Below are 23,695 nucleotides of genomic sequence, written 5' to 3' on the forward strand. Positions count from 1 at the left end.
CCTCTTGTTATTAGTACTGCCGGGCTTTCGCCAGCTGTTCATTGAGTTTTTTTGCAGCAGCATTCGTGCGCTCGCTGGTGGACACCTGCGCCACACCCACTCGCCACCACGACAGGTAGCCGTGGATCATGGTTTTCGGCAGGACCTTGATATCAATCAGCGTCGACACCGTTTGTGTACGCGCATCCGCCAGCGCCGCTTCGAGTTGTTCCACGGTGCTGACCTTGTAGGTCTTGCAGCCATAGGCCGCCGCACTCATGGCGAAGTCCACCGGCACCAGGCCGCCGTCGAGCTTGCCGCTCTCGGGGTTGCGGTAACGGAACTCGGTGCCGAAGCTGTCCATGCCATTGCCGATCTGCAGGTTGTTGATGCAACCAAAGGCCATGTTGTCCAGCAGCACCACGTTGATCTTGCGTCGCTCCTGGATCGAGGTGGCCAGCTCCGAGTGCAGCATCATGTAGGAGCCGTCGCCGACCAGGGCGTAGACCTCTTTGCTCGGCTCGGCGAGTTTCACCCCCAGCGCGGCGTTGATCTCGTAGCCCATGCACGAATAGCCGTACTCGACGTGGTAGGTGTTGACGCCCTTGCTGCGCCAGGCGCGCTGCAAATCACCGGGCAGGCTGCCGGCGGCGGCGACGATGATGGCGTCGTCGGCCAGGGTGGCATTAAGCACGCCGAGCACGCGGCTCTGGGTCAGGCACGAGCCGGTCAGTTCGATGAATTCGCGCAGGACGCCACGGTCGAGGTGGTCATCGACTTCGGGTACAAAAGCATCGCCGTCGTATTCCACCTGATGCACGCGGTCCACTTCAGCATCGAGTTGCGCCTTGGCCTCGCGTACCTGTTCGCCCCAACCGCTGCGGTAGTCACCCAACGCATCCGCCAAGGCTTCAAGAGCCAATTGCGCATCGCCCAGCACTTGTACCGCGTCGAGTTTCAACACGTCGCAAGGGCTGATATTGAGGTTGAGAAACTTCACATCCGCGTGCTTGAACAACGACTTGGACGACGTGGTGAAGTCGGTATAACGGGTGCCGATACCGATAATCAGATCGGCCTCTGGCGCCAGCAGGTTGGCCGCCAGGCAGCCGGTTTCACCAACCCCGCCGACGTTCAACGGATGGCTGGAGACCACCGCGCTCTTGCCCGCCTGGGTTTCCGCGAAGGGAATGTCGAAACGTTCGGCAAACGCTTGCAGCGCCGCATTGGCGCCAGAGTACTTGACCCCGCCACCGCAGATGATCAGCGGCTTGCGCTTGCCACGGAACGCGGCCAGTGCATCGCCGATCATCAAAGGCGTGGCCGGGCGGCGGTCGATACGGTGCACGCGTTTTTGCAGGAAATAGTCGGGGTAATCCCAGGCTTCGGCCTGCACATCCTGCGGCAATGCCAAGGTGACCGCGCCGGTTTCCGCCGGGTCGGTGAGCACGCGCATCGCATGGATCGCCGCGGTCATGAGCTGCTCGGGACGGTTGATACGGTCCCAGTATTTGCTCACCGAACGGAACGCGTCGTTGGTGCTGATGCTCAGGTCGTGGAATTGCTCGATCTGTTGCAGCACCGGGTCGGGCTGGCGGCTGGCGTAGACATCGCCGGGCAACAGCAGCAGCGGGATACGGTTGGCGGTGGCCGTCGCGGCGGCGGTGAGCATATTCGCCGCGCCGGGGCCGACGGAGGCGGTACACGCATAGATCTTGCGGCGCAGGTGTTGCTTGGCAAAACCGATGGCCGCGTGGGCCATGCCCTGTTCGTTGCGGCCCTGGTGCACCACCAGGTCACCGGCGTCCTGTTCCAGCGCCTGGCCCAGGCCCAACACGTTGCCGTGGCCGAAAATGGTGAACACGCCGGCGACAAACTTGCTCTGCACGCCATCGACTTCGATGTATTGGTTGTCGAGGAACTTCACCAGGGCCTGGGCCATGGTCAGTCGGGTTGTGGTCATGTCGCGCCCCTTAAAGGTCCAGTAGCCAGCTGTGCTGCGGGTCGTTGTGGAAATGCCAGGCACGCTTGGGGCCGGCCATCACGTTCAGATAATAGGACTCGTAGCCGTACGGCACGCTGACCGGGTGATACCCCTTGGGCACCACCACCAGATCGCTGTTTTCCACGGCCATGGCCTGGTCGATGCTGCGATCGTCGGTGTACACGCGCTGGAACACGAAGCCTTGGGGCGGATTGATCTGGTGGTAATAGGTCTCTTCAAGAAAGCTCTGATGCGGCAGATCGTCGGTGTCGTGCTTGTGCGGCGGGTAGCTCGACGAATGCCCGGACGGCGTGCGCACTTCCACCACCAGCAGGGAATGGGCCGGCGACGTGTCCGGCAGGATGTCGCACACGTAGCGGGTGTTGGCGCCTTTGCCGCGCACGCTGCGCTTGCAGTCTTGCGGGCGGATCAAACGCGGTTCATAGCCTTCGGTACCAGGGGCGGCGCACACGGCAATCTGTACATCGCTCAAGGCCGTCACCTGGGCGACGGTGCCGGGCGGCAAGTAAGCGGCAAACGGTGATTTATCTTCAAACACCGACTGGCGATCACCGAGGTTCTGCCAATTGAAACCCTCGCCTTCGATATTCACCCGGCCGCTGAGCAGCACCAGGCACAGCTCTTTGTCAGCGGCGCTGACCGGCAGGGTTTCCCCCAGGCTCAGGCGGTAGGCTTTAAAGCCCACGTACTCCAGGCGCCCGTCTTCGAGGGCGACCATGGTTTGCCCGCGTTTGTTGCTCTTGACCAACAGGCTCATGCTTTTGTCCTCTCAGTGAGAAGCGCACGCAGGGTGTCGTAGCCCTTTTTTGCATAGATATAGCTGGGCGCCACGGCCGGGTCCTGCTCGGCTTCCACCACCAGCCAACCCTCGTACTTCGCGGCCAGCAGCACATCGAGCAGTTCACCAAACTCGATATCGCCATCGCCCGGCACGGTGAAGGTGCCGTTGACGATGCAATCCGGGAAGCTCCACATCTGGTTGCGCGCCAGTTGCACTACCGGCTTGCGCACGTCCTTGAAGTGCACGTGGCAGACGCGGTCGATGTGTTTTTTCAGCACCTCGAGCGGCTCGCCGCCGCCCATGTAGCAGTGGCCCGAATCGAACAGCAGGCCGACTTCCGGACCGGTGCGCTTCATGAGTTGATCAATGTCGTCCGCAGATTCGACGTAGGCGCCCATATGGTGGTGGTACGCCAGGCGCACGCCCTGGGACAGGGTGAAACGCGCCAGCTCAGTGAGCTTGTCGGCATATTCCTGCCAGGCCTGTTCGCTGTGGAAACGCGGGCGTTCGATCAGGCGGATGCGTGACCCCTGGATCGAGTCGGCCACTTCGCCGTACACCAGCACTGTCGCGCCGTTTTGTTTCAGCAGTTCGACGTGAGCGGCAATGGCCTCGATTTCTTCCGCCACCGAACGCCGCGCCAGGCGGCTGGAATACCAGCCGGAGACCAGCGCCAGGTCGTAGGGGCGCAGCACATCGCCGACGCCCTTGGCGTCCTTGGGAAACTTGCCGTTGAGTTCAAAACCTTCGTAGCCGATTTCCTTGCCTTCGCTCAGGGCGGTGCTCAGGGGCGTTTCACCGCCCAGGGCCGGCAGGTCGTCGTTGCTCCAGGAAATCGGGTTGATGCCAATTCGGATTGCGGGCATGGCTGCACCTTTTATTGTTTTTCAAAGTTGCATGAGATCTGCTTTATGTGGGAGCTGGCTTGTGTGGGAGCGGGCTTGCTCGCGAAGGCGGTGTGTCAGATAAAGATGCTGTGACTGATACACCGCTTTCGCGAGCAAGCCCGCTCCCACATTTGATTGCATTCCACATTTAGAGCTGTATTTAAGCGCGGGCGCTGCGCCAGGCATTGATCAGCTGTTCAAAGGTCGCCTGCACCCGCTGGATCAACGTCTCATCATCAATCTCCCCCGCCAGCCATGCACGGCTCGGCTCCTGGAAGATCGTGCGGCCCACCGCAAAACCCCGGCAGGTCGTGCTCTGGCCGGCTTGCTGGAAACCATCGGCCAGGCATTCGGCCGAAGCGTTCAGCCCCAGCAACACCACGCCACGGCAGTACGGGTCGCGTTCCTGGATCAATTCATCGAGTTTTTTCCAGTCCTCGGCCGACTGCGCCTCGATCTTCCACCACGCCGGGTAGATACCCAGGTTGTACAAACGCTTGAGGCTGCGATACAGCACATCCGGGTAGGTGGACGGGTGATCCTTGGGCGGGATGACTTCCAGCAGCAGCTCATGGCCGCTGACCACGGAGGCGTCATACACCGCCTTGAGCTGGGCTTCCTGCTCAAGACGCAGCAGCGGTTCGTCGTCCGGGTGGTATTGCACCAGGCACTTGATGATTTGTTCCTGGGGCCAGGCGATCAGGTTGCTGCCCAGCGAACGCCCGTGTTCCAGCGCCAGCGGGCGCGAGTTCTGTACTTCCACCGGGCGCGCGATCCACCAGTCGCGACCGCTGGCGGCATTGAGCGCGTCCTGGCCGAAGCGTTGATCGGCCAGCAGGCCGACATCGGCCTCGACGCCCTGCTCGCTCAACTTGCGTTCCACACGTTCGATGGCCTGGATAAACAGTTGCTTGATCGCGCTGATGCGCGTGGTGTCCTGGCCGCCGCGCTGGGCCAGGTCCACCAGTTGCCAGCGGTGGTCGAAGGCAAAGATGAACAGCTGCTTCCAGGCTTTGCGCGGCACTGTCACGCGGTGCAGGCGTTGCAGGGTTTCGTCGCGGTCCGGGCGGGTGATGGGCACCGGGCTGTTGAACAGGTATTCCAGCTCGGCCGGGGTCGGCATGGCCGGCGCGCAGGCGTGGCGTGACACAACAAGACCGCCGCAGGCATTCGCTAGCTGGCTGCAACGTTCGTCACTGGCGTCGTTGATCCAGCCGCTGAGGAAGCCCGACATGAACGCATCACCAGCGCCGAGCACATTGAGCACTTCCACCCGCACACCGGGGTAGATCGCGCCGTCCTCCAAGCGTGCCGGGATCGCACCGTGAATCACCGTGCAGCCCTGCGGGCCGAGCTTGACCACCAAAGTCGCCGGCGTCAGTTCGCGCACCCGGCGCAGGGCCGTGAGCAAATCTTCGCTACCGCCAGCGATGAGGAATTCTTCTTCCGTACCGACAATCAGGTCGAAACGCGGCAGGATCGTCTGCACATGCGCGCTGACATTCTGGTCGGCAACAAACCGTGTCTCGCCGTCGGCCTTGCCCGCCAGGCCCCACAGCACCGGGCGGTAGTCGATGTCCAGCACGCGCTTGACGTTGTGCTTGGCCGCATAGTCCAGCGCCTGGATGCTGGCCTTGTACACGCTGTCGGTGGAGAAATGCGTGCCGGTAATCAGCAGGGCTTTGCTGGAGGCAATAAAGGCTTCGTTGATGTCTTCGGCGCGCAGGGCCATGTCGGCGCAGTTTTCGCGGTAGAACACCAGGGGGAAGGTTTCGCGGTCCTTGAGGCCCAGCAGCACCAGCGCGGTGAGGCGCTCCGGGTCGACCTTGATGCCGCTGACATCGCAGCCTTCACGGGCCAGGGATTCGACGAGGAAGCGACCCATGTGGTCGTCCCCAACCCGGCTCAACATCGCCGACTTGAGGCCAAGCCGGGCGGTGCCAAAGGCGATATTGGCGGAGGAACCGCCGAGGTACTTGGCGAAGCTGGACACGTCCTCAAGCCGCGCACCCACTTGCTGCGCATAGAGGTCGACGCCCAGGCGCCCGAGGCAAATCAGATCCAATTGACGCCCACTGGCAAAACGAGTCTGGCCCATGCTGGCTCCTGTTATTTTTATCAGCCTGCGTTGTGCCGCCGTGGCGACGGCAAACGCTCTTGGTGGGTGCAGACTAGAACGTCCGGCGACGGCAATCAATATTTATTCCATAATTATTTTTAGTGGAATATTTTTTCCAATACGTCAGCATAGGGGCACGCCAGCCGCCGTGCATCGTTTCAGCTGGCCACGCGGGCCGTGATGCCGGGGTATTTTTTTGCGCCTACCCTGTAGACTTGCGCCACCCATCAGCGCAACAGAACAACACGCCAGAAGGATTGCCCATGTCCCGCACCGATCCCGAGACCACCCTGGAAGACACCGTCGCCAGCCCTCCGATCAATGCCGAACGTCTGTTGCAGCTGATCACCGACGAATATGAAAGTCTGCCACGCCAGCTCAAGCGCATCGCCAGCTACATGAGCCAGCAGAGCGACCGCATCATGGTGGACCGCATCAGCGACATCGCCCGCGAGTGCGAAGTGCACCCGTCGGCCATCGTGCGGTTTTCCCAGCGCTTCGGCTTCAGCGGCTTCAGTGAGATGCAGGCGCTGTTCCGCGAGGCGTATACCCACAAGACCACGCCGGTGCAGAACTACCAGCAGCGCATCCGCAGCATGATCGCCAACAAGTCGCAGAAAGCCAGCGGCGGCGACCTGGCGCGCGAGTGTGTCAACGCGACCTTGAGCGGCATCGAGCGCCTGGGGCTGGAACTGGACGATGCCGCCTTCGACAAAGCCGTGGACCTGGTGGTGAATGCCGACAATATCTACGTGGTCGGCGTGCGCCGTTCCTTCGCGGTGGCCGATTACCTGGTCTACAACCTGCAACACACCAACAAGCGTATCCACCTGATTTCCGGCCTGGGCGGCAGCTACCGCGAGCAGATGCGCAGCGTGCGCGCCAATGACCTGGTGATCGCCATCAGCTTCACGCCCTACGGCAAAGAGACCCAGCACTGCCTGCGCATCGCCCAGCATCATCAGGCCAAGACGTTGATCATCACCGACAGCAACCTGTCGCCCCTGGCCAAGCGGGCGAACGCGGTGCTGTTGGTGAATGAGGGGTCGTCGTTTGCCTTCCGCTCGTTGAGCGCCACGTTGTGTTTGTGCCAGGCGTTGTTTATTGCGGTGGCGTATCGCTTGGAATTGAAGGTAGATGAGATTCACGAACAAGTCGGGTTCGACGACTGACCCCCTGACACCGCACATCCCCTGTGGGAGCGGGCTTGCCCGCGATAGCGATGTACCAGTCAATGAACCCGTTGACTGTTGGACCGCTATCGCAGGCAAGCCAGCTCCCACATTTTGCTCAGTGCCTGGCTTGGCGGCGGCGCATCAGGTAGTACGCCGCAGGAATGACGAACAGTGACAGCAACGGCGCCGTCAGCATCCCGCCAATCATCGGCGCCGCAATTCGGCTCATCACCTCACTGCCAGTACCACCGTCCAGCAAAATCGGCAGCAACCCCGCAATAATCACCGCCACCGTCATGGCCTTGGGCCGAACCCGCATCACCGCGCCTTCGGTGATCGCCGCCAATAGATCCCCCTCTTTGCGCTCGGCCCAGGCGTTTCGCAGGTAAAGCAACATGATCACGCCGAACTCCGCCGACACCCCGGCCAACGCGATAAAGCCCACGCCCGTGGCCACCGACAGGTTGAACCCCAGCCAATACAGCAACCACACCCCACCCGTCAGGGCGAACGGCAACGTCGCCAGGATCAACAGGGCTTCGTCCACCCGACGGAACGTCAGGTACAACAGTATAAAGATGATCAGCAGCGTCGCCGGCACCACCAGCTTCAAGCGTTGATTGGCCCGTTCCAGGAACTCGAACTGCCCTGAATAACCGAGGCTCATGCCCGGCTGTAAATGCACGTGCTGGTCAATGGCGGCGCGCAAGTCCTTGACCACCGACGCCAGGTCGCGATCGCGCACGTCGATATACACCCAGCCGGAGGGCCGTGCATTTTCACTCTTGAGCATCGGCGGGCCGTCGCTGAGTGTGATCCTGGCGACCATGCCCAAGGTGATCTGGCTGCCCGAAGGCGTATAGATCGGCAAATTGCCCAGTGCCGTGACTGAGTCGCGCCAGGCCTTCGGGTAACGCAGGCTGATGGGGAAGCGCGCCAGGCCTTCCACGGTTTCACCGATGGTTTCGCCACCGATGGCACCGGACACCACGGCCTGCACATCGGCGATGTTCAGCCCATATTGCGCGGCGACCTGGCGGTCGATGTCCACGTCGATATAGTGCCCGCCGGTCAGGCGCTCGGCCAGCGCCGAGCTGACACCGGGCACGCCCTTGGCGACCTTCTCCACGGCCTGGGTGACGGCATCGATCTGCGTCAGGCTGGTACCGGCCACCTTCACGCCAATCGGGCTTTTTACCCCCGTGGCGAGCATGTCGATACGGTTGCGGATCGGCGGTATCCAGATATTGGTCAGGCCGGGCACTTGCACCACACGGTCCAACTCTTTCACCAGTTTGTCCGGGGTCATGCCGGGGCGCCATTGATCCCTGGGCTTGAACGCGATGGTGGTCTCGAACATTTCCAAAGGCGCCGGGTCGGTGGCGGTTTCAGCACGACCGGCCTTGCCGAAGACATGGGCGACTTCCGGTACGCTCTTGATCAGCCGGTCGGTACGTTGCAGCAATTCACCCGCAGTCTGCGTCGATAGCCCCGGCAGTGCCGACGGCATGTAGAGCAAGTCACCTTCGTCCAGCGGCGGCAGGAACTCACCGCCCAGTTTCGACAACGGCCACAACGCGCTGGCGACCATCAGCAGCGCCACCAGCAACGTCAGGCGCGGCCGGCGCAACACCGCTTCCAGCGCCGGCTGATAGAGCTTGATCAAACCGCGATTGAGGGGGTTGCGTTGTTCAGTGGGCACCCGCCCGCGAATCCAGTAGCCCATCAACACCGGGATCAAGGTCACCGACAACCCCGCCGCGGCTGCCATGGCGTAGGTCTTGGTGTAGGCCAGCGGACCGAACAGCCGCCCTTCCTGGGCCTGCAAGGTAAACACCGGAACAAACGACAACGTGATGATCAACAGGCAAAAGAACAACGCCGGGCCAACCTCGACGGCGGCTTCGGTCATCACCGCCCAGTGCGCGTCGCCTTTCAATTCGCGGCCGGGGTTGGCGAGATGCCAGGCCTCGATCTTTTTGTGGGCGTTTTCAATCATCACCACGGCCGCATCCACCATCGCACCAATGGCAATCGCGATGCCGCCCAGGGACATGATGTTGGCGTTGATCCCCTGCCAATGCATGACGATAAACGCAATCAGCACCCCGACCGGCAGCGAAATGATCGCCACCAGTGATGAGCGCACATGCCACAGGAAAATCCCGCACACCAGCGCCACCACCAGAAACTCCTCCAACAGCTTGAGGCTGAGGTTGTCCACCGCGCGGTCGATCAGCTGGCTGCGGTCGTAGGTGGTGACGATCTCCACGTCCGCTGGCAGGCTGCTTTTCAGCGCCTCCAGTTTGGTCTTCACGGCGGCGATGGCTTCGCGGGCATTCTTGCCGCTGCGCAGGATGACCACGCCGCCCACTGCTTCGCCCTCACCGTCCAGTTCACTGACGCCCCGCCGCAAATCGGGGCCCAACTGGATCGTCGCCACATCACCCAGGGTCACCGGCACGTTATTGGCGTCGAGGCGCAGCGGTATCGCGCGAAAATCGCTGAGGCTTTTCAGGTAGCCGGACGCGCGCACCATGTACTCGGACTCGCCCATGCTGAGCACCGAACCACCGGTTTCCTGGTTGGCCTTGGCGATGGCCTCCTTGACCTGCGCTTGGGTGATACCGCGACTGGCCAGGGCCAGCGGGTCGAGTTGCACCTGGTACTGTTTGACCTGGCCGCCGAGGGTGGCGACCTCCGCCACATTGGGCAGGGTCTTGAGTTCGAACTTGAGGAACCAGTCCTGCAAGGCGCGCAATTGCGCCACGTCGTGCCGGCCGCTGCGGTCCACCAGGGCATACTGATAGATCCAGCCGACACCGGTAGCGTCCGGGCCCAATGCCGGTTTGGCCGACGCGGGCAGCCGCGCCTGCAATTGGCTGAGGTATTCCAGCACCCGCGAGCGGGCCCAGTACAGGTCGGTGCCTTCCTCGAACAGTACATAGACGTAGCTGTCACCGAAGAATGAAAAACCGCGTACCGTCTTGGCCCCCGGCACCGAAAGCATGGTGGTGGTCATCGGATAGGTGACCTGGTTTTCAACAATTTGCGGCGCCTGGCCCGGGTACGGCGTGCGGATGATCACCTGCACATCCGACAAGTCCGGCAGCGCATCCACCGGCGTGTTCTGTACCGCCCAGACGCCCCAGGCCGTGACGAACAACGTGGCCACCAGCACCAGGAAGCGGTTGGCTACCGACCAACGAATCAATAGGGCAATCATGGTTGGGCCCCCGGCAGCCTGCTCATCGCGGCTTCGGCGGCGGTCACGCCCTTGAGGCTGGCTTCGGAATCCAGCAGAAACTGGCCAGACGCAACCACCTGCTGGCCTTCCTGCAAGCCGCTCAGAATCACGGTGCGGTCCTGACTTTCGGCACCGGTTTCAACCTGCACCGGGCGGTAGTGCCCGCCCTCCTCGACCAGCATCACCAACACGCGCTGACCGGTGCGGATCAACGCCTCACTGGGCACCTGCAAGCCGGGTTCGGAGGACTGCGCCAGGCGTACCTGAGCGGTCATGCCGGGGCGCAAGGCGCCATCGGGGTTGGGCAGTTGGACGCGAACCTGCACAGTACGACTGTCCAGCGCTGTGGCGGGCAGGATCGCGCTGACGCGGCCATCGAATACCTGGCCCGGCAGGCCGACGAAGCGGCTTTGCACGGTTTGCCCCAGGGCCAGTGCGGCGCCCTGAGCTTCAGGGACCGCAAGCTGCAACCACACCGCGTCCAGGCCATTGATGCGTGCCAGGGTCTGCCCGGCCGCCACGGTCATGCCTGCACGCACGTCCAACGCCTGCAGCGCGCCGCCCAGCGGGCTGCGCACAGTCCACACCGATTGCACGCGCCCGCTGCGCTCCAACTGCGCGATCAACCCGGCAGGCATGCCGCTCAGGCGCAAACGCTGGCGGGCAGCGGCCACGAGGTTGCTGTCGCCATTGCGGCGCAAGGCCAGGAACTCCTCCTGGGCCGCCGCCCACTCCGGTATCAGCAGGTCCGCCAACGGCGCGCCGGCCTTGAGCACATCCCCTGCTGCAAGGCCGTACACCCGCTCGACAAAGCCCGCGGCCCGCGCCTGTACCACCGCCACATCGCGGTCGTTGAAGGCGAGCACAGCGGATACGTCCACGGTGGAGGTCAACACGCCACGGCTGACGGTCGCCAGACGCACGCCCAGGTTCTGGGTCGTGCGTGGATCGATCTGCACGCCGTCACTGTGTGCAGGGCCTTCGGCATACCGCGGCACCAGTTGCATGTCCATGAAGGGCGACTTGCCGGGCTGGTCGAACTTCTGCTGCGGGTACATCGGGTCGTACCAGTACAACGCCTGTTTGTCGTCTTTGACGGGAGCAGCGGCGCCCGGATGCAACCGCGCCACGCCGTAACCGACGCCCAACCCCACCAGCAGCAACGCTGCGACGATTCGATTATTCATTGGCAGGTTCCCCATAGGCGAAATGCAGCTGCGCGCCAACCAGGGCGCGCTGTTCGATGGCATCTATCTGTTTAAAGCGGGCGTCCACCAGCTCCCGTCGGGCATTGACCAGCGCAATCAAATCGCCCTTGCCCGCCCGGTAACCGGCCAGGCTCAGGGCGACTTTCTCTGCGGCCAGCGGCACCAGGCTGTCCTGGCTGCGCTGCACCGCGCGATCCAGGCGCTGATAGGTCGCCAGGTCCTCGTCCAGCCTTTGCAGGTGCTCACGGGTGGCGGCCTCGCGCTCGGCATCCAGCTGATCCAGCTCGGCCTGCTTGGCCGCGATGCCGGGGTTCTGCCGACGGCCGGGGAAGATCGGCAGGTCAAACGTGAATTGCAGGTTGACCATGTCACCGAACTCACGGCTGCGATGCCCATAGTCCACCTCCCAACTCCAATCCGAGGTTTTTTGCGCCTTGGCTTCCTGCAGGCGCGCTTGGGCTTCACGGGTGCGCGGCGCGAACGCTTGCAACTGCGGGTGCTGATGCAGGTTGTGGCTCAGGCCGCGACGGTCGATGTTCCAGTTGGGTAACTGCCCGCTGGGGGCTTCATTGGCCGCCGGGCCAATCCAGCGCTTGAGGGCCGCGCGGGCCTGGGCGCGCTGCTCGATCAGCTCATCTTCGCGCCCGGCCAGCTCGGCCGCTTCCTGCCTGGGCATGACCGCATCCGCGGCCTGGCCGCGACCACTGGCCAGTTGCGCACGCACGCTGTCTTGCAACAGGCGGTTCTGTTGGTAAAAGTCCTTGAACAGGATGTCTTTACGCTCGACCGCATACGCACGGATCCAGGCCTGGGCGGTGGCCTGGCGTACATTCAGGCGTTCGATACGGCCTTCGGCGGCGGTGCGCTCGATGGTCGCATCGGCCAACTCGACCCGCGCCCGGCGCTTGTCGCGGCTGGGGACTTGTTGCTGGACACCGATCATCTGCTGGGTCATGTCGTCGCCATACAACGTGCCGCGATGGGGCCCGCCGATGGGGAAGTTTTGCAGGCCGACCACCAGCTTCGGGTCGGGCAATTCGCCGGCAGGAATGGCCGATTGGGTGGCGGCGTGCAACTTGGCCGACTCAGCCGCCAGCGACGGCGCGTTGATTTGCGCCAGGCGCAGGGCGTCGTCCAGGGTCAGCGCACTCGCCAACGCCGGCCACGCCAGCACGCCCACCATCAGGGCGCGCGTATAGAGGGCATTCATGGTGATAGTTCCTGATCTGTTGCGCTGTGCGGCGCTTTACGCAGCCCACAGCAAGGCCATCCCGGGTGGGGGATGAGGCTTGAGGTGCAACAGGAATCAGCCCCGGGGTGGGCGCCAGACGCCGGACGGCGTGCGGTCAGGAATAAAATCGGAAACGCCGTGGACGGCCAGAGGATGGGCCAGGTTCAAAGGCGCCTTGAGCACCGGCATCGACAGTTGCAACAGACCGCCGGTCTTGCATTCCTGCCCGGGCTTGCACGCCTTGCCATGATCAACGCCGTCCTGGCAGCAGTCTGGCGACATGTCGCTGTTCATCTGCATATCCGTCATTTTCATCGGGCACGGTTCGCTACTCGACGGCACACCCGCCATCCCGGTCAGGGGAAGCGTGAGGCTTAACAGCAAGACCAGGATTAAACGCAGAAGGCGGCTCATGGGGCGCGAGTCTAGCCAAGCGCGGGTTAAGCCGCGATTAACAATTGCGCGAGCACTCGCCCGTGATAACGAATCTGCGCGAGGGTCAACGCGGTGTAACCGAGGATCACCGCTGCTGGCAGGCGCACGTGCGTGCAGAACCGGCCCAACGGCTGCAACGTCAGTCCGACGGCGGCGGCGCGGGTGCAAAAATCATCCTCTGCGACGCCGGGCGGCAACCACAACACACAGTGCAAACCCGCCTGCTGGCCGCTGACCACAGTGGCGCGTGGCAGGCACGCGAGCAAGGCATCGCGGCGCGTCTGGTAGGCCTGCCGCGAGGCGCGCAAGTGGCGCACAAAGGCACCGCTGCGCAGAAACTCCATCAACCCCAACTGATCCGTAGCCCCCACTGAGTGCCCGGTCAGTTGCAAGGTGCGCAGCAGCGGTCGACGCAGCACCTTGGGCACCACCATGAACCCCACACGCAGCCCGGGAAACAGGTTCTTGTTGAAGCTGCCGCAGTAGATCACCCGATCACCGGAGTCCAGGGACTTCAGCGCCGCCAGGGGAGCGCTGTTGTAGTTGTATTCGCTGTCGTAGTCGTCCTCGACCACCCAGGCGTCGGCGCGGGCAGCCCAGTCCAGCAGCGCCAGACGGCGTGACACCGTCAGGGTCATGCCCAGCGGTGCCTGGTGAGCGGGCGTGACGTAGGCTAGGCGTGCAGTGTCGGGCAGTTGTACGGTATCCAGGCCCTCGGCGGTCACCGCGACGCCATGGATGTTTGCCCCCGCCAGCGCGAACAAGCGTCGCGCCGGCGGATAACCGGGGTCTTCCACACACGCAGTGTCACCGGGTTTTAGCACCGTGCGCGCAATCAGGTCGAGGGCATGGCGGATGCCACTGGTGACAATCACTTCATCCGCCTCGCACTGCATGCCGCGAAAGCTGCGCAAGTAGTCGGCGATCTCTGCGCGCAGCTCAGGCAAGCCAGCGGAATGGGCCGCTTCGAGCACGCCCGGGCCCACCGCCTGCAAGCCACGGGAAATACAGCGGGCCCAGCTCTTCAAATCGAACAGGCTGGCATCCGGGCGCCGGGCCACAAAGGGCACATGGCTTTGCACGCCTGCGTCCGGTTGATCGGGCACCGCCTCGCGGCGCGGCGCGGCACTCGCCACGGGGGCTGCAATAAATTGCTCGGGGATCACCGCACACACCCGTGTGCCAGAGCCGGCCAGCCGCTGCACGTAGCCTTCGCTGTGCAACCGATCAAAGGCCGCTTCCAACGTGCCACGGGACACCAGCCAACGCTGCGCCAGGCTGCGGGTGGACGGCAAGCGGCTGTCGGCCGGCAACTGCCGATTGAGGATGGCCGCGCGCAGAGCGTCGTAGGCGCCCTGCTGCTTCCCGGCGTCCAGGCTGTCGGGGCGCGGCAGGTCCAGGGCAGATGCAGCTTTTCCGCGGCTCATAGTGGTCCAGTCAGTTCAGCCGTAAGTGGCTCTCAGGATTAAACCACAATGCCGCTAGAGTTTGAGCCCTACCCCTTGCGAAGAAACTTCCCATGACCCAACGCGCCCTTTCCACCGGGTTCTGGCTGGTGCTGCTGACCGTGCTGATCGCCCTGCCGCGCATCACCCTGGACATGCACCTGCCCGCCCTGCCGGCCATGGCCGACTACTTCCACAGCAGCGACAGCCAACTGCAACTGACCCTGACCCTGTACACCCTCGGCTCGGCAATTTCCCTGCTCGTGGCCGGCCCGCTCACCGACCGCTTCGGCCGCCGCCCGGTATTGCTGGCCGGCCTGCTGTTGTATGTCTTGGCGACTGTGGCCTGCGCCCTGGCCGACAGCCTCACGGTGCTGATCATCGCCCGGTTGTTCCAGGCCCTCGGTGGTTGCTGCACCACCGTGATCGGCCGCGTGATTGTGCGCGACTACTTTGACCGTCACGAGCAGGCGCGCTTGCTGGGGCTGATCTCCATGGCCATGGCCGTGTCCCCCATGGCCGCGCCGGTGCTGGGTAGCCTGATGCTGCCGCTCATCAACTGGCGCGGCCTGTTTGTGCTGTTGGGGGTGATTGGCGCCGTGCTGTGCCTGGTGGTGTTTCGCCGCCTGCCCGAGACCCGTCCGCCAGAGGTCGCCGCCGCGCCGCCGAGCAACCTGTTGCGCATCTACAGCCAGCTCCTGCGCGACCGATATTTCCTGCGCTATTCCCTGGCCATCGGCTGCGTGTACAGCACGTATTTCCCGTTCATTGCAGAGTCGTCGGCGTTGTTGCAGCGGGGCTACGGCCTGTCTGCCACCGCCTACGCCCTGGTGTTTGCAGCAACCATCAGCGGCTACATGCTGGGCGCGAATCTGTTTCGCCGGCTGGTGCAGCGGTTCGAGCCGGATCGCTTGATTGCAGGTGCCATCGCGTTGAATGTGCTGGGCAGCCTGATGCTCGCGGCAGCAACCACCGTGTTGCCGGGTGAATGGCTGGCGATCGTGTTGCCGATGGTGGTGATCATGGTGTCGGTAGGGATGGTGATTCCAGCCTGTCAGCTGGCGGTGTTGCAGCCTTACGGCGCGATTGCCGGGACGGCGTCGGGGTTGTTCTTTTTTACTCAGATGTTTTTGACGGCGGTGAGTAGTTGGGCGACGGGGTTGTTGTCCGATGGTACATCTGGCCCCTTGGTCGTCATGACCTGCATGGCAACGGTGCTACTGGTGACCAGTTGGCTGACACTGCACAAAACCCAATGTGGGAGCGGGCTTGCTCGCGAAAGCGCAGTGTCAGTCGATGCATCCGGTGGCTGACACGCCGCCTTCGCGAGCAAGCCCGCTCCCACAGGGGGGACCGAGCCAGGCTCAGGTTTAGTGCATGAAGATGGCAATCAGGATAATCACCGGGATAGGTACACCGAGGAAAAAAAGCAGTATCGAGCGCATGATGTTCTCCTTGAATTAACGGACAAAGTGTTCGGTTTCGACATACACCACGGCATCGCGACGGCGACCGCCGTAGGTGGCAGCGAAGCTGGCAAAGAACGCGCCGATCAGCAGGGCAATGAAGGTCCACAGCGAGGTATAGGCAGCCACCTTCGCAGCAGTATCCGCCGCCTGCTTGGCTTTGAGCTTGGCATCCTCGATCGCTTTACGGGCATCGCCATACACCTTGTCGATCCGCGCCTCGGCATCCGCCTGGCTGAGGTTGGTGCGCTGGCTGATCAACTGGGCCAGGTAGGCACGGTCTTCGGCGGCGAGCTGGCCATCGTTGCTCAGGGTGCGCGCAAAGATGCGGGCAACCACGCCGTGGGCGGCGTCATCGCTGACGGCCACTGGGCGGTCGTCGCGGAACAGGCTGTCGACGTAGTAGCCGAAGTCGTCGCCCTTCACCGCCGTACCGACCGCCTGGGTCACACCCGAGGCCACGCTGGCACCGGCTTTCACGCCACCGCCGACAACACTGCTGACGGAGCCGACGATCAAGGTTGCCGCCACCAGCGTAGCGACGGCCCAAGACAGGAAGCCATGGGCGGTATCGCGGAAGTACACCTCATCGCCATGCATATTGGCCCACTTCACCCGCAACCGGCCGGCGATGTAACCGCCCAGGCCCGACGCGACGATCTGGGTAAAGGCCAGCCAGATAATCGTGGAAATGCCCAGTCCCTTGGCACTGATACCGCTGTCGGCCCACGGCGACACCGCCGAAAAGCCCAGGCCGAAGCCCAGCAGTACGAGGATCAGGGACAGGGCCGCCGCAGCAGCGGCCCCGGCAAAGATCGCGCCCCAGGAAACCCCGGAGCGCGTGCTCGATTCTTGCAGCGTGGATGAGGATGTGATCATTGTTGTTTTGCTCCCGGCAGGAAAAATGGTGTTACATGTCTCGGAAGGGACAGTGCAGGCACCATGCCAGTCGCCTGAAAATTAAATATTCATTACTTTCAACAAGTTAAATAACTTGAACTTCCTAGGACCATGCAACTTGCAAGAACAACCTCTTCCGGGCAGGCGTTATGCAACCTCCAGCCGAACTCGGTCAGTGTGGGAGCGGGCTTGCTCGCGAATGCGGTCCATCTGTAACAGATGTGCTGGCAGGCAAACCGCTTTCGCGAGCAAGCCCGCTCCCACATTGACCCAGCCAGCCAGTAGAAATTCTGGTGGTTCTGCCAACATGAAGTTTAATTTAGGAAGCGTTCAGGCATTTCTTGGCAAAATGCCCCCACTTCTAGTGTGAATCGCTCACCAGGTAATCCTATGACCCGCATTTTGACCATCGAGGATGATGCCGTAACAGCCCGCGAGATCGTCGCCGAGCTGAGTAGCCATGGACTGGACGTAGATTGGGTAGACAACGGCCGCGAAGGCCTGGTCCGCGCCGTGAGCGGCGATTACGACCTGATCACCCTCGACCGCATGCTGCCGGAACTCGATGGCCTGGCCATCGTCACCACCTTGCGCACCATCGGCGTGTCGACACCGATCCTGATGATCAGCGCCCTCTCCGATGTGGACGAACGGGTACGCGGCCTGCGCGCCGGGGGTGATGACTACCTGACCAAACCCTTCGCCTCCGACGAAATGGCCGCCCGCGTCGAAGTACTGCTGCGGCGTAAAAGCACCGTCAAGGAATTCGAAACCGCCCTGCGCGTGGCCGACCTGGAACTCAACCTGATCAGCCGCGAAGCCAGCCGTGCCGAGCAACCGCTGAGCCTGCTGCCCACCGAATACAAGCTGCTGGAATTCCTGATGCGCAACACCGGGCAGATCCTCTCGCGGATGATGATCTTCGAGGAAGTCTGGGGTTACCACTTCGACCCCGGCACCAACCTGATCGACGTGCACATCGGTCGCCTGCGCAAGAAAATCGATCCACCGGGCCTCACGCCGCTGATCCGCACGGTACGAGGTTCCGGTTATGTCATTGCTGAACCCCTCTAAGGGCTGGCGTTCCTCCAGCAGCCGCTTGTTGGCGCTGTACAGTTCGCTGTTCGTGGCCTGGAGCTGCATCCTCATGGGGGTGCTGTATTACGAGGTGTCCGGTTACCTGGGCGACCTCTCGCGCCATTCCTTGATGCAGCGCCAGCACCTGTTCCAGCGCTTCGACGGCGAGGAACTGGTGGAAGCGCTGACCACCAGCATGACCTTCGACATGAAGGGCGTGGACGCCTACGGCTTGTTCGACGAGCAATTCAACCCGCTGAGCGGGCCGATCCGTGCCGTGCCGCCCGACTTGCCGCTGGACGGCAAGATCCACGCCCTGGCCAACTGCGTGGATTCCGACGACCCCAAACTGCCCAAGGACAGCTGCGACGCCGTGGCCACCCATACCGACGACGGCCGCTGGCTGGTGCTGGTGCGCGCCAACGGTTCGCTGTTTGGCGTGACCCGGATCATCTGGCATGCGCTGCTGTGGGCGCTGTCGTTGACCATCATCCCCGGCGCCGCCGGCTGGCACTTGCTGCGCCGCCGCCCGCTGCGGCGCATTCGCGGTATTCAAGCCAGCGCCGAGGCCATCGTCGCCGGAGACCTGACCCACCGCCTGCCGCTGTCGAATCGGCGTGATGAACTGGACATGCTCGCCGCCATCGTCAACGCCATGCTCGACCGCATCGAAAAGCTGATGAACGAGGTCAAGGGCGTGTGCGACAACATCGCCCACGACCTGCGCACCCCGCTGACCCGCCTGCGTGCACAGCTCTATCGCATCCGCCAAGAGGCCGAGCAGGACTCCAACTACGCGGTCAAGCTGGACGATGCGATTACAGAAACCGACACCCTGATGGCGCGCTTTCGCGGCTTGCTGCGCATCTCGGAGCTGGAAGACCACCAGCGCCGCTCGGGCTTCCTGGTGATGGACCCGCTGCCGCTGCTGCGCGAACTGCATGACTTCTACCTGCCGCTGGCCGAAGAAGGCGAGCTGCAACTGGTGCTCGACACCCCGGAATCCCTGCCCTGGATCACCGGCGACCGCGCCCTGTTGTTCGAGGCCCTGGCCAACCTGCTGAGCAACTCGATCAAGTTCTCCCCGGCGGGTGGCGAAGTGATCCTGCGGGCCGTGAACGACGCCGGCAGCACGCGCATCGAAGTGCACGACTCCGGGCCGGGCATCCCGATTGCCGAACGCAACGCGGTGTTCCAGCGCTTCTATCGTGTGGATGAAAACGACCAGCAAGGCGGGTTTGGCTTGGGCTTGTCGATTGTCGCGGCGATCATCAACTTGCACGGGTTCAAGCTGGAAGTGGGCAGCAGTGAGAGCGGTGGTGCGCGGTTGGTGCTGGAGTGCCGGCAGCAGCTGATGCCCGAGTAATCCAGTCACCACAAAACCCTGTGGGAGCGGGCTTGCTCGCGAATGCGGTCTATCAGTAACAGATATGTTGACTGACACACCGCATTCGCGAGCAAGCCCGCTCCCACATTGGACTTGCAGCGCCGGTTAGATCAGGTCAAAAGTTCGCCCGCAACGCCTCAACCCCACCTTTATAGACGCCGGCAAACAGCTCTTCCACCGCCGCATCCGTCACACCCTCCACCGGCGTGAACACACCCGACCAGGTCACCTTCGCCGACGCATCGCTCAACGCTTCAACCTGCAACGTCGCCAGGTAGGCACTCACCGGAAACGGCGATTGCTCAATGGTGTAGCTGTAGGTGCGCGCCACATTATCAAAGGTCTGCAACCGCTCCACGATCTCGCCACCGTCGGCGGTCGTCAGGTGACGCAGGCGGCCGCCTTCACTCGGTTCGCTCTTGGCGATCAGTGGCAGCCATTTCGGCAAGTCGTTGAAGCCGCCAACCAATGCCCAGACCTTGTCAGCGGATACCGGGATTTCAATTACTGCGGATGCTGTTGGCACGGTAAATCTCCAAAAAAGTCGTAGGAAAACGTCGCCCAGCCTGCCACGCCCGGCGCTTCAATGCATCAACTCCCGCAACCGATACCACAACATGCCCAACGCCAGCAGCGGCGAACGCAACACCTTGCCGCCGGGAAACGTCATGTGCGGCACCTGGCTGAAAACGTCCAACCCCTGGCTCTGCCCGGCATCAATCGCCTCGGCCAACAGGCGTGCGCACCAATGGGTCACGTTCAAGCCATGGCCCGAGTAACCCTGGGCGTAGAACACGTTGGGGTACTGCTGCAAGCGCCCCACCTGGGGGAAACGGTTGGCGGTGATGCCAATCTTGCCGCCCCACTGGAACGCGATTTCGGTGCCTGCCAATTGCGGGAATACCTTGAGCATTTTCGGCTGCATATACGCGGCGATATCGACCGGATCACGCCCTGAATAGTGACAAGCGCCGCCGAACAGCAAACGTCGATCAGCGGACAGGCGGTAGTAATCCAGGCCGACTTTCTGGTCGCACAACGCCAGGTTCTGTGGGATCAGTTCATTCGCCAACGCTTGCGACAACGGCTCGGTGGCGATGATGTAGCTGCCCGCTGGCAGCACCTTGCCACTCAAGCGTGGTTCCAGTTCTTCGAGGTGCGCATTGCACGCCAGCACCAGGCTGTTGGCGCGTACGGTGCCGCCGGCACAGCGCACCTGCACCGTGTCGCCGTGGATCAGTTCCAGCACTTCAGTGTGCTCGAAAATCCGCACGCCAAGGGACTCGGCCACCTGCGCTTCCCCCAGCACCAGGTTCAGCGGATGCAGATGCCCGGAGCCCATGTCCACCAGGCCTCCGGCATACACTGCTGAGCCGACCACCTGGGACATATCCTTCGCGCCGACGAGGCGGGTTTCATGGGCATATCCCATTGCCGCCAGATGCTCCTGCTCCCCCTTGAACGCAGCGAATTGCGCCGGCGTATTCGCCAGTTCACAAAAGCCCCAGCGCAAGTCGCAGTCGATGCCGTGCGCGCGGATACGCTCCCCCACCAGCGCCACCGACTCGATCCCGGCCCGCTCCAGGTAGCGCACGCCCTCCTCGCCCACATGTTTGGCGAACCCCGACACATCGTGACCGATGCCGCGAATCAACTGACCGCCATTGCGCCCGCTGGCGCCCCAGCCAATGCGCCGGGCCTCCAGCAGGATCACCGAAAGCCCGCGTTGGGCCAGTTCGATGGCGGTGTTCACACCGGTGAAACCACCGCCGATCACACACACATCGGCGCTCAGGTCACCGCCCAACGCCTGGCGCTCGGGCATGGCATGCGCCGAAGCGCGGTAGTACGACTGGGCGTGGTCACTGGACTGCATCATTTGTTGGTCTTCACTTTGCTCCAGGCGCGGGTCATCAGGCGCATGGTCGCCGGGGTCGGCGTGGTGGAAATATAGAGTTTGTCGAGCACTTCCTGGGACGGGTACACCTCGGGATTGTTCACCAGCTCCGGGTCCATAAAGGCCTTGGCCGCCGGGTTGGCGTTGGCGTAGCCCACCGAGGCGCTGACCTTGGCGATCACCTCAGGGTCGAGCAGGTAGTTGATGAAGGCGTGGGCTTGTTTCGGGTTGCTCGCGTCGGCAGGAATGGCCAGCAGGTCAAACCACAGGTTGGAGCCCTCCTTGGGAATCGAATACGCAATATTCACGCCGTTCTTGGCTTCCTTGGCACGGTTGGCCGCCTGGAACACATCGCCGGAATAACCGAAGGCCACGCAGATATCACCGTTGGCCAGGTCCGAGATGTACTTGGAGGAATGGAAGTAGGTGATATACGGCCGCAGCGTCAGCAGCTTGGCCTCGGCCTGCTTGTAGTCCTCGGCGTTCTCGCTGCGCGGGTCCTTGCCCATGTAGTTGAGGATCGCCGGGAACAGCTCATCCGCCGAATCGAGGAAGGCCACGCCGCACTGGTTGAGCTTCTTGATGTTCTCCGGTTCAAACAGCACCGCCCACGAGTCGATATGGTCGATGCCCAGCACCTGCTTGACCTTGTCGACGTTGTAGCCGATGCCGTTGGTGCCCCACAAATAAGGCACGGAGTGGGCGTTGCCCGGGTCGTTTTTCTCCAGCAGCGCGAGCAATTTGGGGTCGAGGTTCTTGAAGTTCGGCAGTTGCGCCCGGTCCAGCTTGAGGAACGCGCCAGCCTTCACCTGGCGCGCGAGGAAGTGGTTGGACGGCACCACCACGTCATACCCGGTGCGCCCGGCGAGCAGCTTGCCCTCCAGGGTTTCATTGGAGTCGAACACGTCGTAGATCGGCTTGATCCCGGTCTTGGCCTGGAAATCCGTCAAGGTGGTTTCGCCGATGTAGTCGGTCCAGTTGTAGATGCTGACCGTCGGCGCCGCCTGACTGGTGCTGCTGAAGGCGGCCACCAGGGCCAGCGGGAGAAGCTTGTGCACAAGACGCATATCGACACCCCTTTTATGGATTTTTAGACGCTCAACAGCAGGAACTCACGCTCCCAGGAACTGATCACCCGCTTGAAATTCTCATGCTCGGCGCGCTTGACCGCGACGTAGCCACGCACAAACTTGTCGCCCAGGTAGTGCCTGACCGTGGCGCATTCCTCCATGCGCGCCAGGGCGTCCTCGATGGTGATCGGCAGGCGCAGGTTGCGGCGTTCATAGGCGCGGCCCTCCACCGGCGCACTCGGCTCGATCTTCTCGATCATCCCCAGGTAGCCACACAGCAGACTAGCGGCAATTGCCAGGTAGGGATTGGCATCGGCGCCGGGCAGGCGGTTTTCCACGCGCATCGCATCCGGGCTGGAGGTGGGCACGCGCAGGCCGACGGTGCGGTTTTCTTCGCCCCACTCCACATTGACCGGTGCCGAAGTGTCCGGCAGGAAGCGGCGGAACGAGTTGACGTTGGGGGCGAACATCGGCAGCAGTTTGGGGATGTACTTTTGCAGGCCGCCGATATGCTGGAGGAACAGCTCGCTCATCTTGCCGTCGGCGTCGACAAACACCGGTTTGCCGGTGGCGATGTCCACCACGCTCTGGTGCAGGTGCATCGCACTGCCGGGCTCATCGGCCACCGGCTTGGCCATAAAGGTCGCCGCGACGTTGTGCTTGAGCGCCGCTTCGCGCAGGGTACGCTTGAACACGGTGATCTGGTCGGCCAGGTCGAGGGCATCGCCGTGGCGGAAGTTGATTTCCATCTGCGCCGGGCCGTCTTCGTGGATCAGCGTATCAAGGTCCAGGCCCTGGGCTTCGCACCAGTCATAGACGTCTTCGAACAGCGGGTCGAATTCGTTGGCGGCGTCGATGGAGAACGACTGGCGCCCGGTTTCGGCACGACCGGAGCGGCCCACCGGGGTTTTCAGCGGCAGGTCCGGGTCTTCGCAGCGCTGGGTCAGGTAGAACTCCATTTCCGGCGCGACAATCGGCTGCCAACCTTGGTCGGTGTAAAGCTGGAGGACCTTCTTCAGCACGTTGCGCGGCGACAGCTCGATGGGGTTGCCCTGCTTGTCGAAGGTGTCGTGGATCACAATCGCGGTGGGCTCGATGGCCCACGGCACCACATACGTGGCGTTGGACACCGGGCGGCAGACCATGTCGATATCGGCCGGGTCCAGCAGGTCGTAGTAGATGTCGTCGTCGACAAAATCCCCGGTCACCGTTTGCAGCAGCACACTTTCCGGCAGGCGCATGCCTCGCTCATGCAGGAACTTGTTGGTGGGCGCAATCTTGCCGCGTGCGATGCCAGTCAAGTCACTGATCACGCATTCGACTTCGGTAATCTTGTGTTCTTTCAGCCAGGCGGACAGCTGATCGAAAGGGGCGTTCATAAGGACC

General features: G+C 62.8%; 18 protein-coding genes. 4 read left to right on the forward strand and 14 right to left on the reverse strand.

From position 1 onward, the window contains the following. Positions 1 to 10 precede the first annotated feature (10 nt). The 4 genes from iolD to iolC all read right to left on the reverse strand — a co-directional run bounded on the left by iolD (position 11) and on the right by iolC (position 5,750). Positions 11 to 1,942 carry a 3D-(3,5/4)-trihydroxycyclohexane-1,2-dione acylhydrolase (decyclizing) gene (gene iolD, locus DBR46_RS11715; RefSeq protein ID WP_124526322.1) on the reverse strand — a complete coding sequence of 644 codons (1,932 nt, stop codon included), beginning with the start codon at positions 1,940 to 1,942 and terminating at the stop codon, positions 11 to 13. Between the two features lie 10 nt (positions 1,943 to 1,952). Continuing rightward, positions 1,953 to 2,741 carry a 5-deoxy-glucuronate isomerase gene (iolB, locus tag DBR46_RS11720; protein ID WP_124526323.1) on the reverse strand — a complete coding sequence of 263 codons (789 nt, stop codon included), beginning with the start codon at positions 2,739 to 2,741 and terminating at the stop codon, positions 1,953 to 1,955. Then, positions 2,738 to 3,631, reverse strand: a complete 894-nt coding sequence (iolE, locus tag DBR46_RS11725; protein ID WP_124526324.1) for a myo-inosose-2 dehydratase — start codon at positions 3,629 to 3,631, stop codon at positions 2,738 to 2,740. The genes iolB and iolE overlap by 4 nt, the downstream gene beginning before the upstream one ends. Positions 3,632 to 3,812: 181 nt before the next feature. Then, a complete protein-coding gene (gene iolC / locus DBR46_RS11730; RefSeq protein ID WP_124526325.1) occupies positions 3,813 to 5,750 on the reverse strand; it encodes a 5-dehydro-2-deoxygluconokinase in 1,938 nt (645 codons plus the stop codon). Positions 5,751 to 6,034: 284 nt separating this feature from the next. Between iolC and DBR46_RS11735 the strand changes: the two genes are divergently transcribed. After that, positions 6,035 to 6,943, forward strand: a complete 909-nt coding sequence (locus DBR46_RS11735; RefSeq protein WP_124526326.1) for a MurR/RpiR family transcriptional regulator — start codon at positions 6,035 to 6,037, stop codon at positions 6,941 to 6,943. A 118-nt stretch (positions 6,944 to 7,061) separates the two neighbouring features. Here DBR46_RS11735 and DBR46_RS11745 read toward each other — a convergent pair whose 3' ends face one another. The 5 genes from DBR46_RS11745 to DBR46_RS11765 all read right to left on the reverse strand — a co-directional run bounded on the left by DBR46_RS11745 (position 7,062) and on the right by DBR46_RS11765 (position 14,494). Then, the gene (locus DBR46_RS11745; protein ID WP_124526327.1) at positions 7,062 to 10,172 is read right to left on the reverse strand and encodes an efflux RND transporter permease subunit; all 3,111 of its coding nucleotides are present in this window, start codon (positions 10,170 to 10,172) and stop codon (positions 7,062 to 7,064) included. Beyond that, a complete protein-coding gene (locus DBR46_RS11750; protein ID WP_124526328.1) occupies positions 10,169 to 11,380 on the reverse strand; it encodes an efflux RND transporter periplasmic adaptor subunit in 1,212 nt (403 codons plus the stop codon). Before DBR46_RS11750 ends, DBR46_RS11745 begins: the two co-directional genes overlap by 4 nt. Further along, positions 11,373 to 12,611, reverse strand: a complete 1,239-nt coding sequence (locus tag DBR46_RS11755; RefSeq protein ID WP_124526329.1) for a TolC family protein — start codon at positions 12,609 to 12,611, stop codon at positions 11,373 to 11,375. The genes DBR46_RS11750 and DBR46_RS11755 overlap by 8 nt, the downstream gene beginning before the upstream one ends. A 96-nt stretch (positions 12,612 to 12,707) precedes the next feature. Beyond that, on the reverse strand, positions 12,708 to 13,046 hold the full coding sequence (locus tag DBR46_RS11760) for a hypothetical protein (RefSeq protein WP_124526330.1): 339 nt from the start codon (positions 13,044 to 13,046) through the stop codon (positions 12,708 to 12,710). Between the two features lie 26 nt (positions 13,047 to 13,072). Continuing rightward, positions 13,073 to 14,494 (reverse strand): PLP-dependent aminotransferase family protein, encoded by a 1,422-nt coding sequence (locus DBR46_RS11765; protein ID WP_124526331.1) that lies wholly within the window; start codon positions 14,492 to 14,494, stop codon positions 13,073 to 13,075. Positions 14,495 to 14,586: 92 nt separating this feature from the next. Between DBR46_RS11765 and DBR46_RS11770 the strand changes: the two genes are divergently transcribed. Beyond that, positions 14,587 to 15,825, forward strand: a complete 1,239-nt coding sequence (locus DBR46_RS11770) for a multidrug effflux MFS transporter (RefSeq protein ID WP_124526332.1) — start codon at positions 14,587 to 14,589, stop codon at positions 15,823 to 15,825. Positions 15,826 to 15,972: 147 nt separating this feature from the next. Here DBR46_RS11770 and DBR46_RS11775 read toward each other — a convergent pair whose 3' ends face one another. Then, a complete protein-coding gene (locus DBR46_RS11775; protein WP_124526333.1) occupies positions 15,973 to 16,857 on the reverse strand; it encodes a hypothetical protein in 885 nt (294 codons plus the stop codon). 411 nt (positions 16,858 to 17,268) lie between these two features. Here DBR46_RS11775 and DBR46_RS11780 point away from each other — a divergent pair, with 411 nt between their 5' ends. Beyond that, positions 17,269 to 17,952, forward strand: a complete 684-nt coding sequence (locus DBR46_RS11780; RefSeq protein ID WP_003219726.1) for a response regulator transcription factor — start codon at positions 17,269 to 17,271, stop codon at positions 17,950 to 17,952. Next, the gene (locus tag DBR46_RS11785; protein WP_124526334.1) at positions 17,930 to 19,321 is read left to right on the forward strand and encodes a HAMP domain-containing sensor histidine kinase; all 1,392 of its coding nucleotides are present in this window, start codon (positions 17,930 to 17,932) and stop codon (positions 19,319 to 19,321) included. Before DBR46_RS11780 ends, DBR46_RS11785 begins: the two co-directional genes overlap by 23 nt. Positions 19,322 to 19,457: 136 nt before the next feature. Here DBR46_RS11785 and DBR46_RS11790 read toward each other — a convergent pair whose 3' ends face one another. The 4 genes from DBR46_RS11790 to DBR46_RS11805 are packed head-to-tail and all read right to left on the reverse strand — an operon-like array spanning position 19,458 to position 23,688. Next, positions 19,458 to 19,868 (reverse strand): SRPBCC family protein, encoded by a 411-nt coding sequence (locus tag DBR46_RS11790; RefSeq protein ID WP_124526335.1) that lies wholly within the window; start codon positions 19,866 to 19,868, stop codon positions 19,458 to 19,460. 57 nt (positions 19,869 to 19,925) lie between these two features. Beyond that, entirely contained in the window at positions 19,926 to 21,221 is a 1,296-nt protein-coding gene (locus tag DBR46_RS11795; RefSeq protein ID WP_124526336.1) for an FAD-binding oxidoreductase, read from the reverse strand. Further along, positions 21,218 to 22,306 carry a polyamine ABC transporter substrate-binding protein gene (locus DBR46_RS11800; protein ID WP_124526337.1) on the reverse strand — a complete coding sequence of 363 codons (1,089 nt, stop codon included), beginning with the start codon at positions 22,304 to 22,306 and terminating at the stop codon, positions 21,218 to 21,220. The genes DBR46_RS11795 and DBR46_RS11800 overlap by 4 nt, the downstream gene beginning before the upstream one ends. A 23-nt stretch (positions 22,307 to 22,329) precedes the next feature. Continuing rightward, a complete protein-coding gene (locus DBR46_RS11805; RefSeq protein WP_124526338.1) occupies positions 22,330 to 23,688 on the reverse strand; it encodes a glutamine synthetase family protein in 1,359 nt (452 codons plus the stop codon). Positions 23,689 to 23,695 lie beyond the last annotated feature (7 nt).

The organism is Pseudomonas sp. KBW05, from assembly GCF_003852405.1.
In the GTDB taxonomy this organism is placed as follows: domain Bacteria; phylum Pseudomonadota; class Gammaproteobacteria; order Pseudomonadales; family Pseudomonadaceae; genus Aquipseudomonas.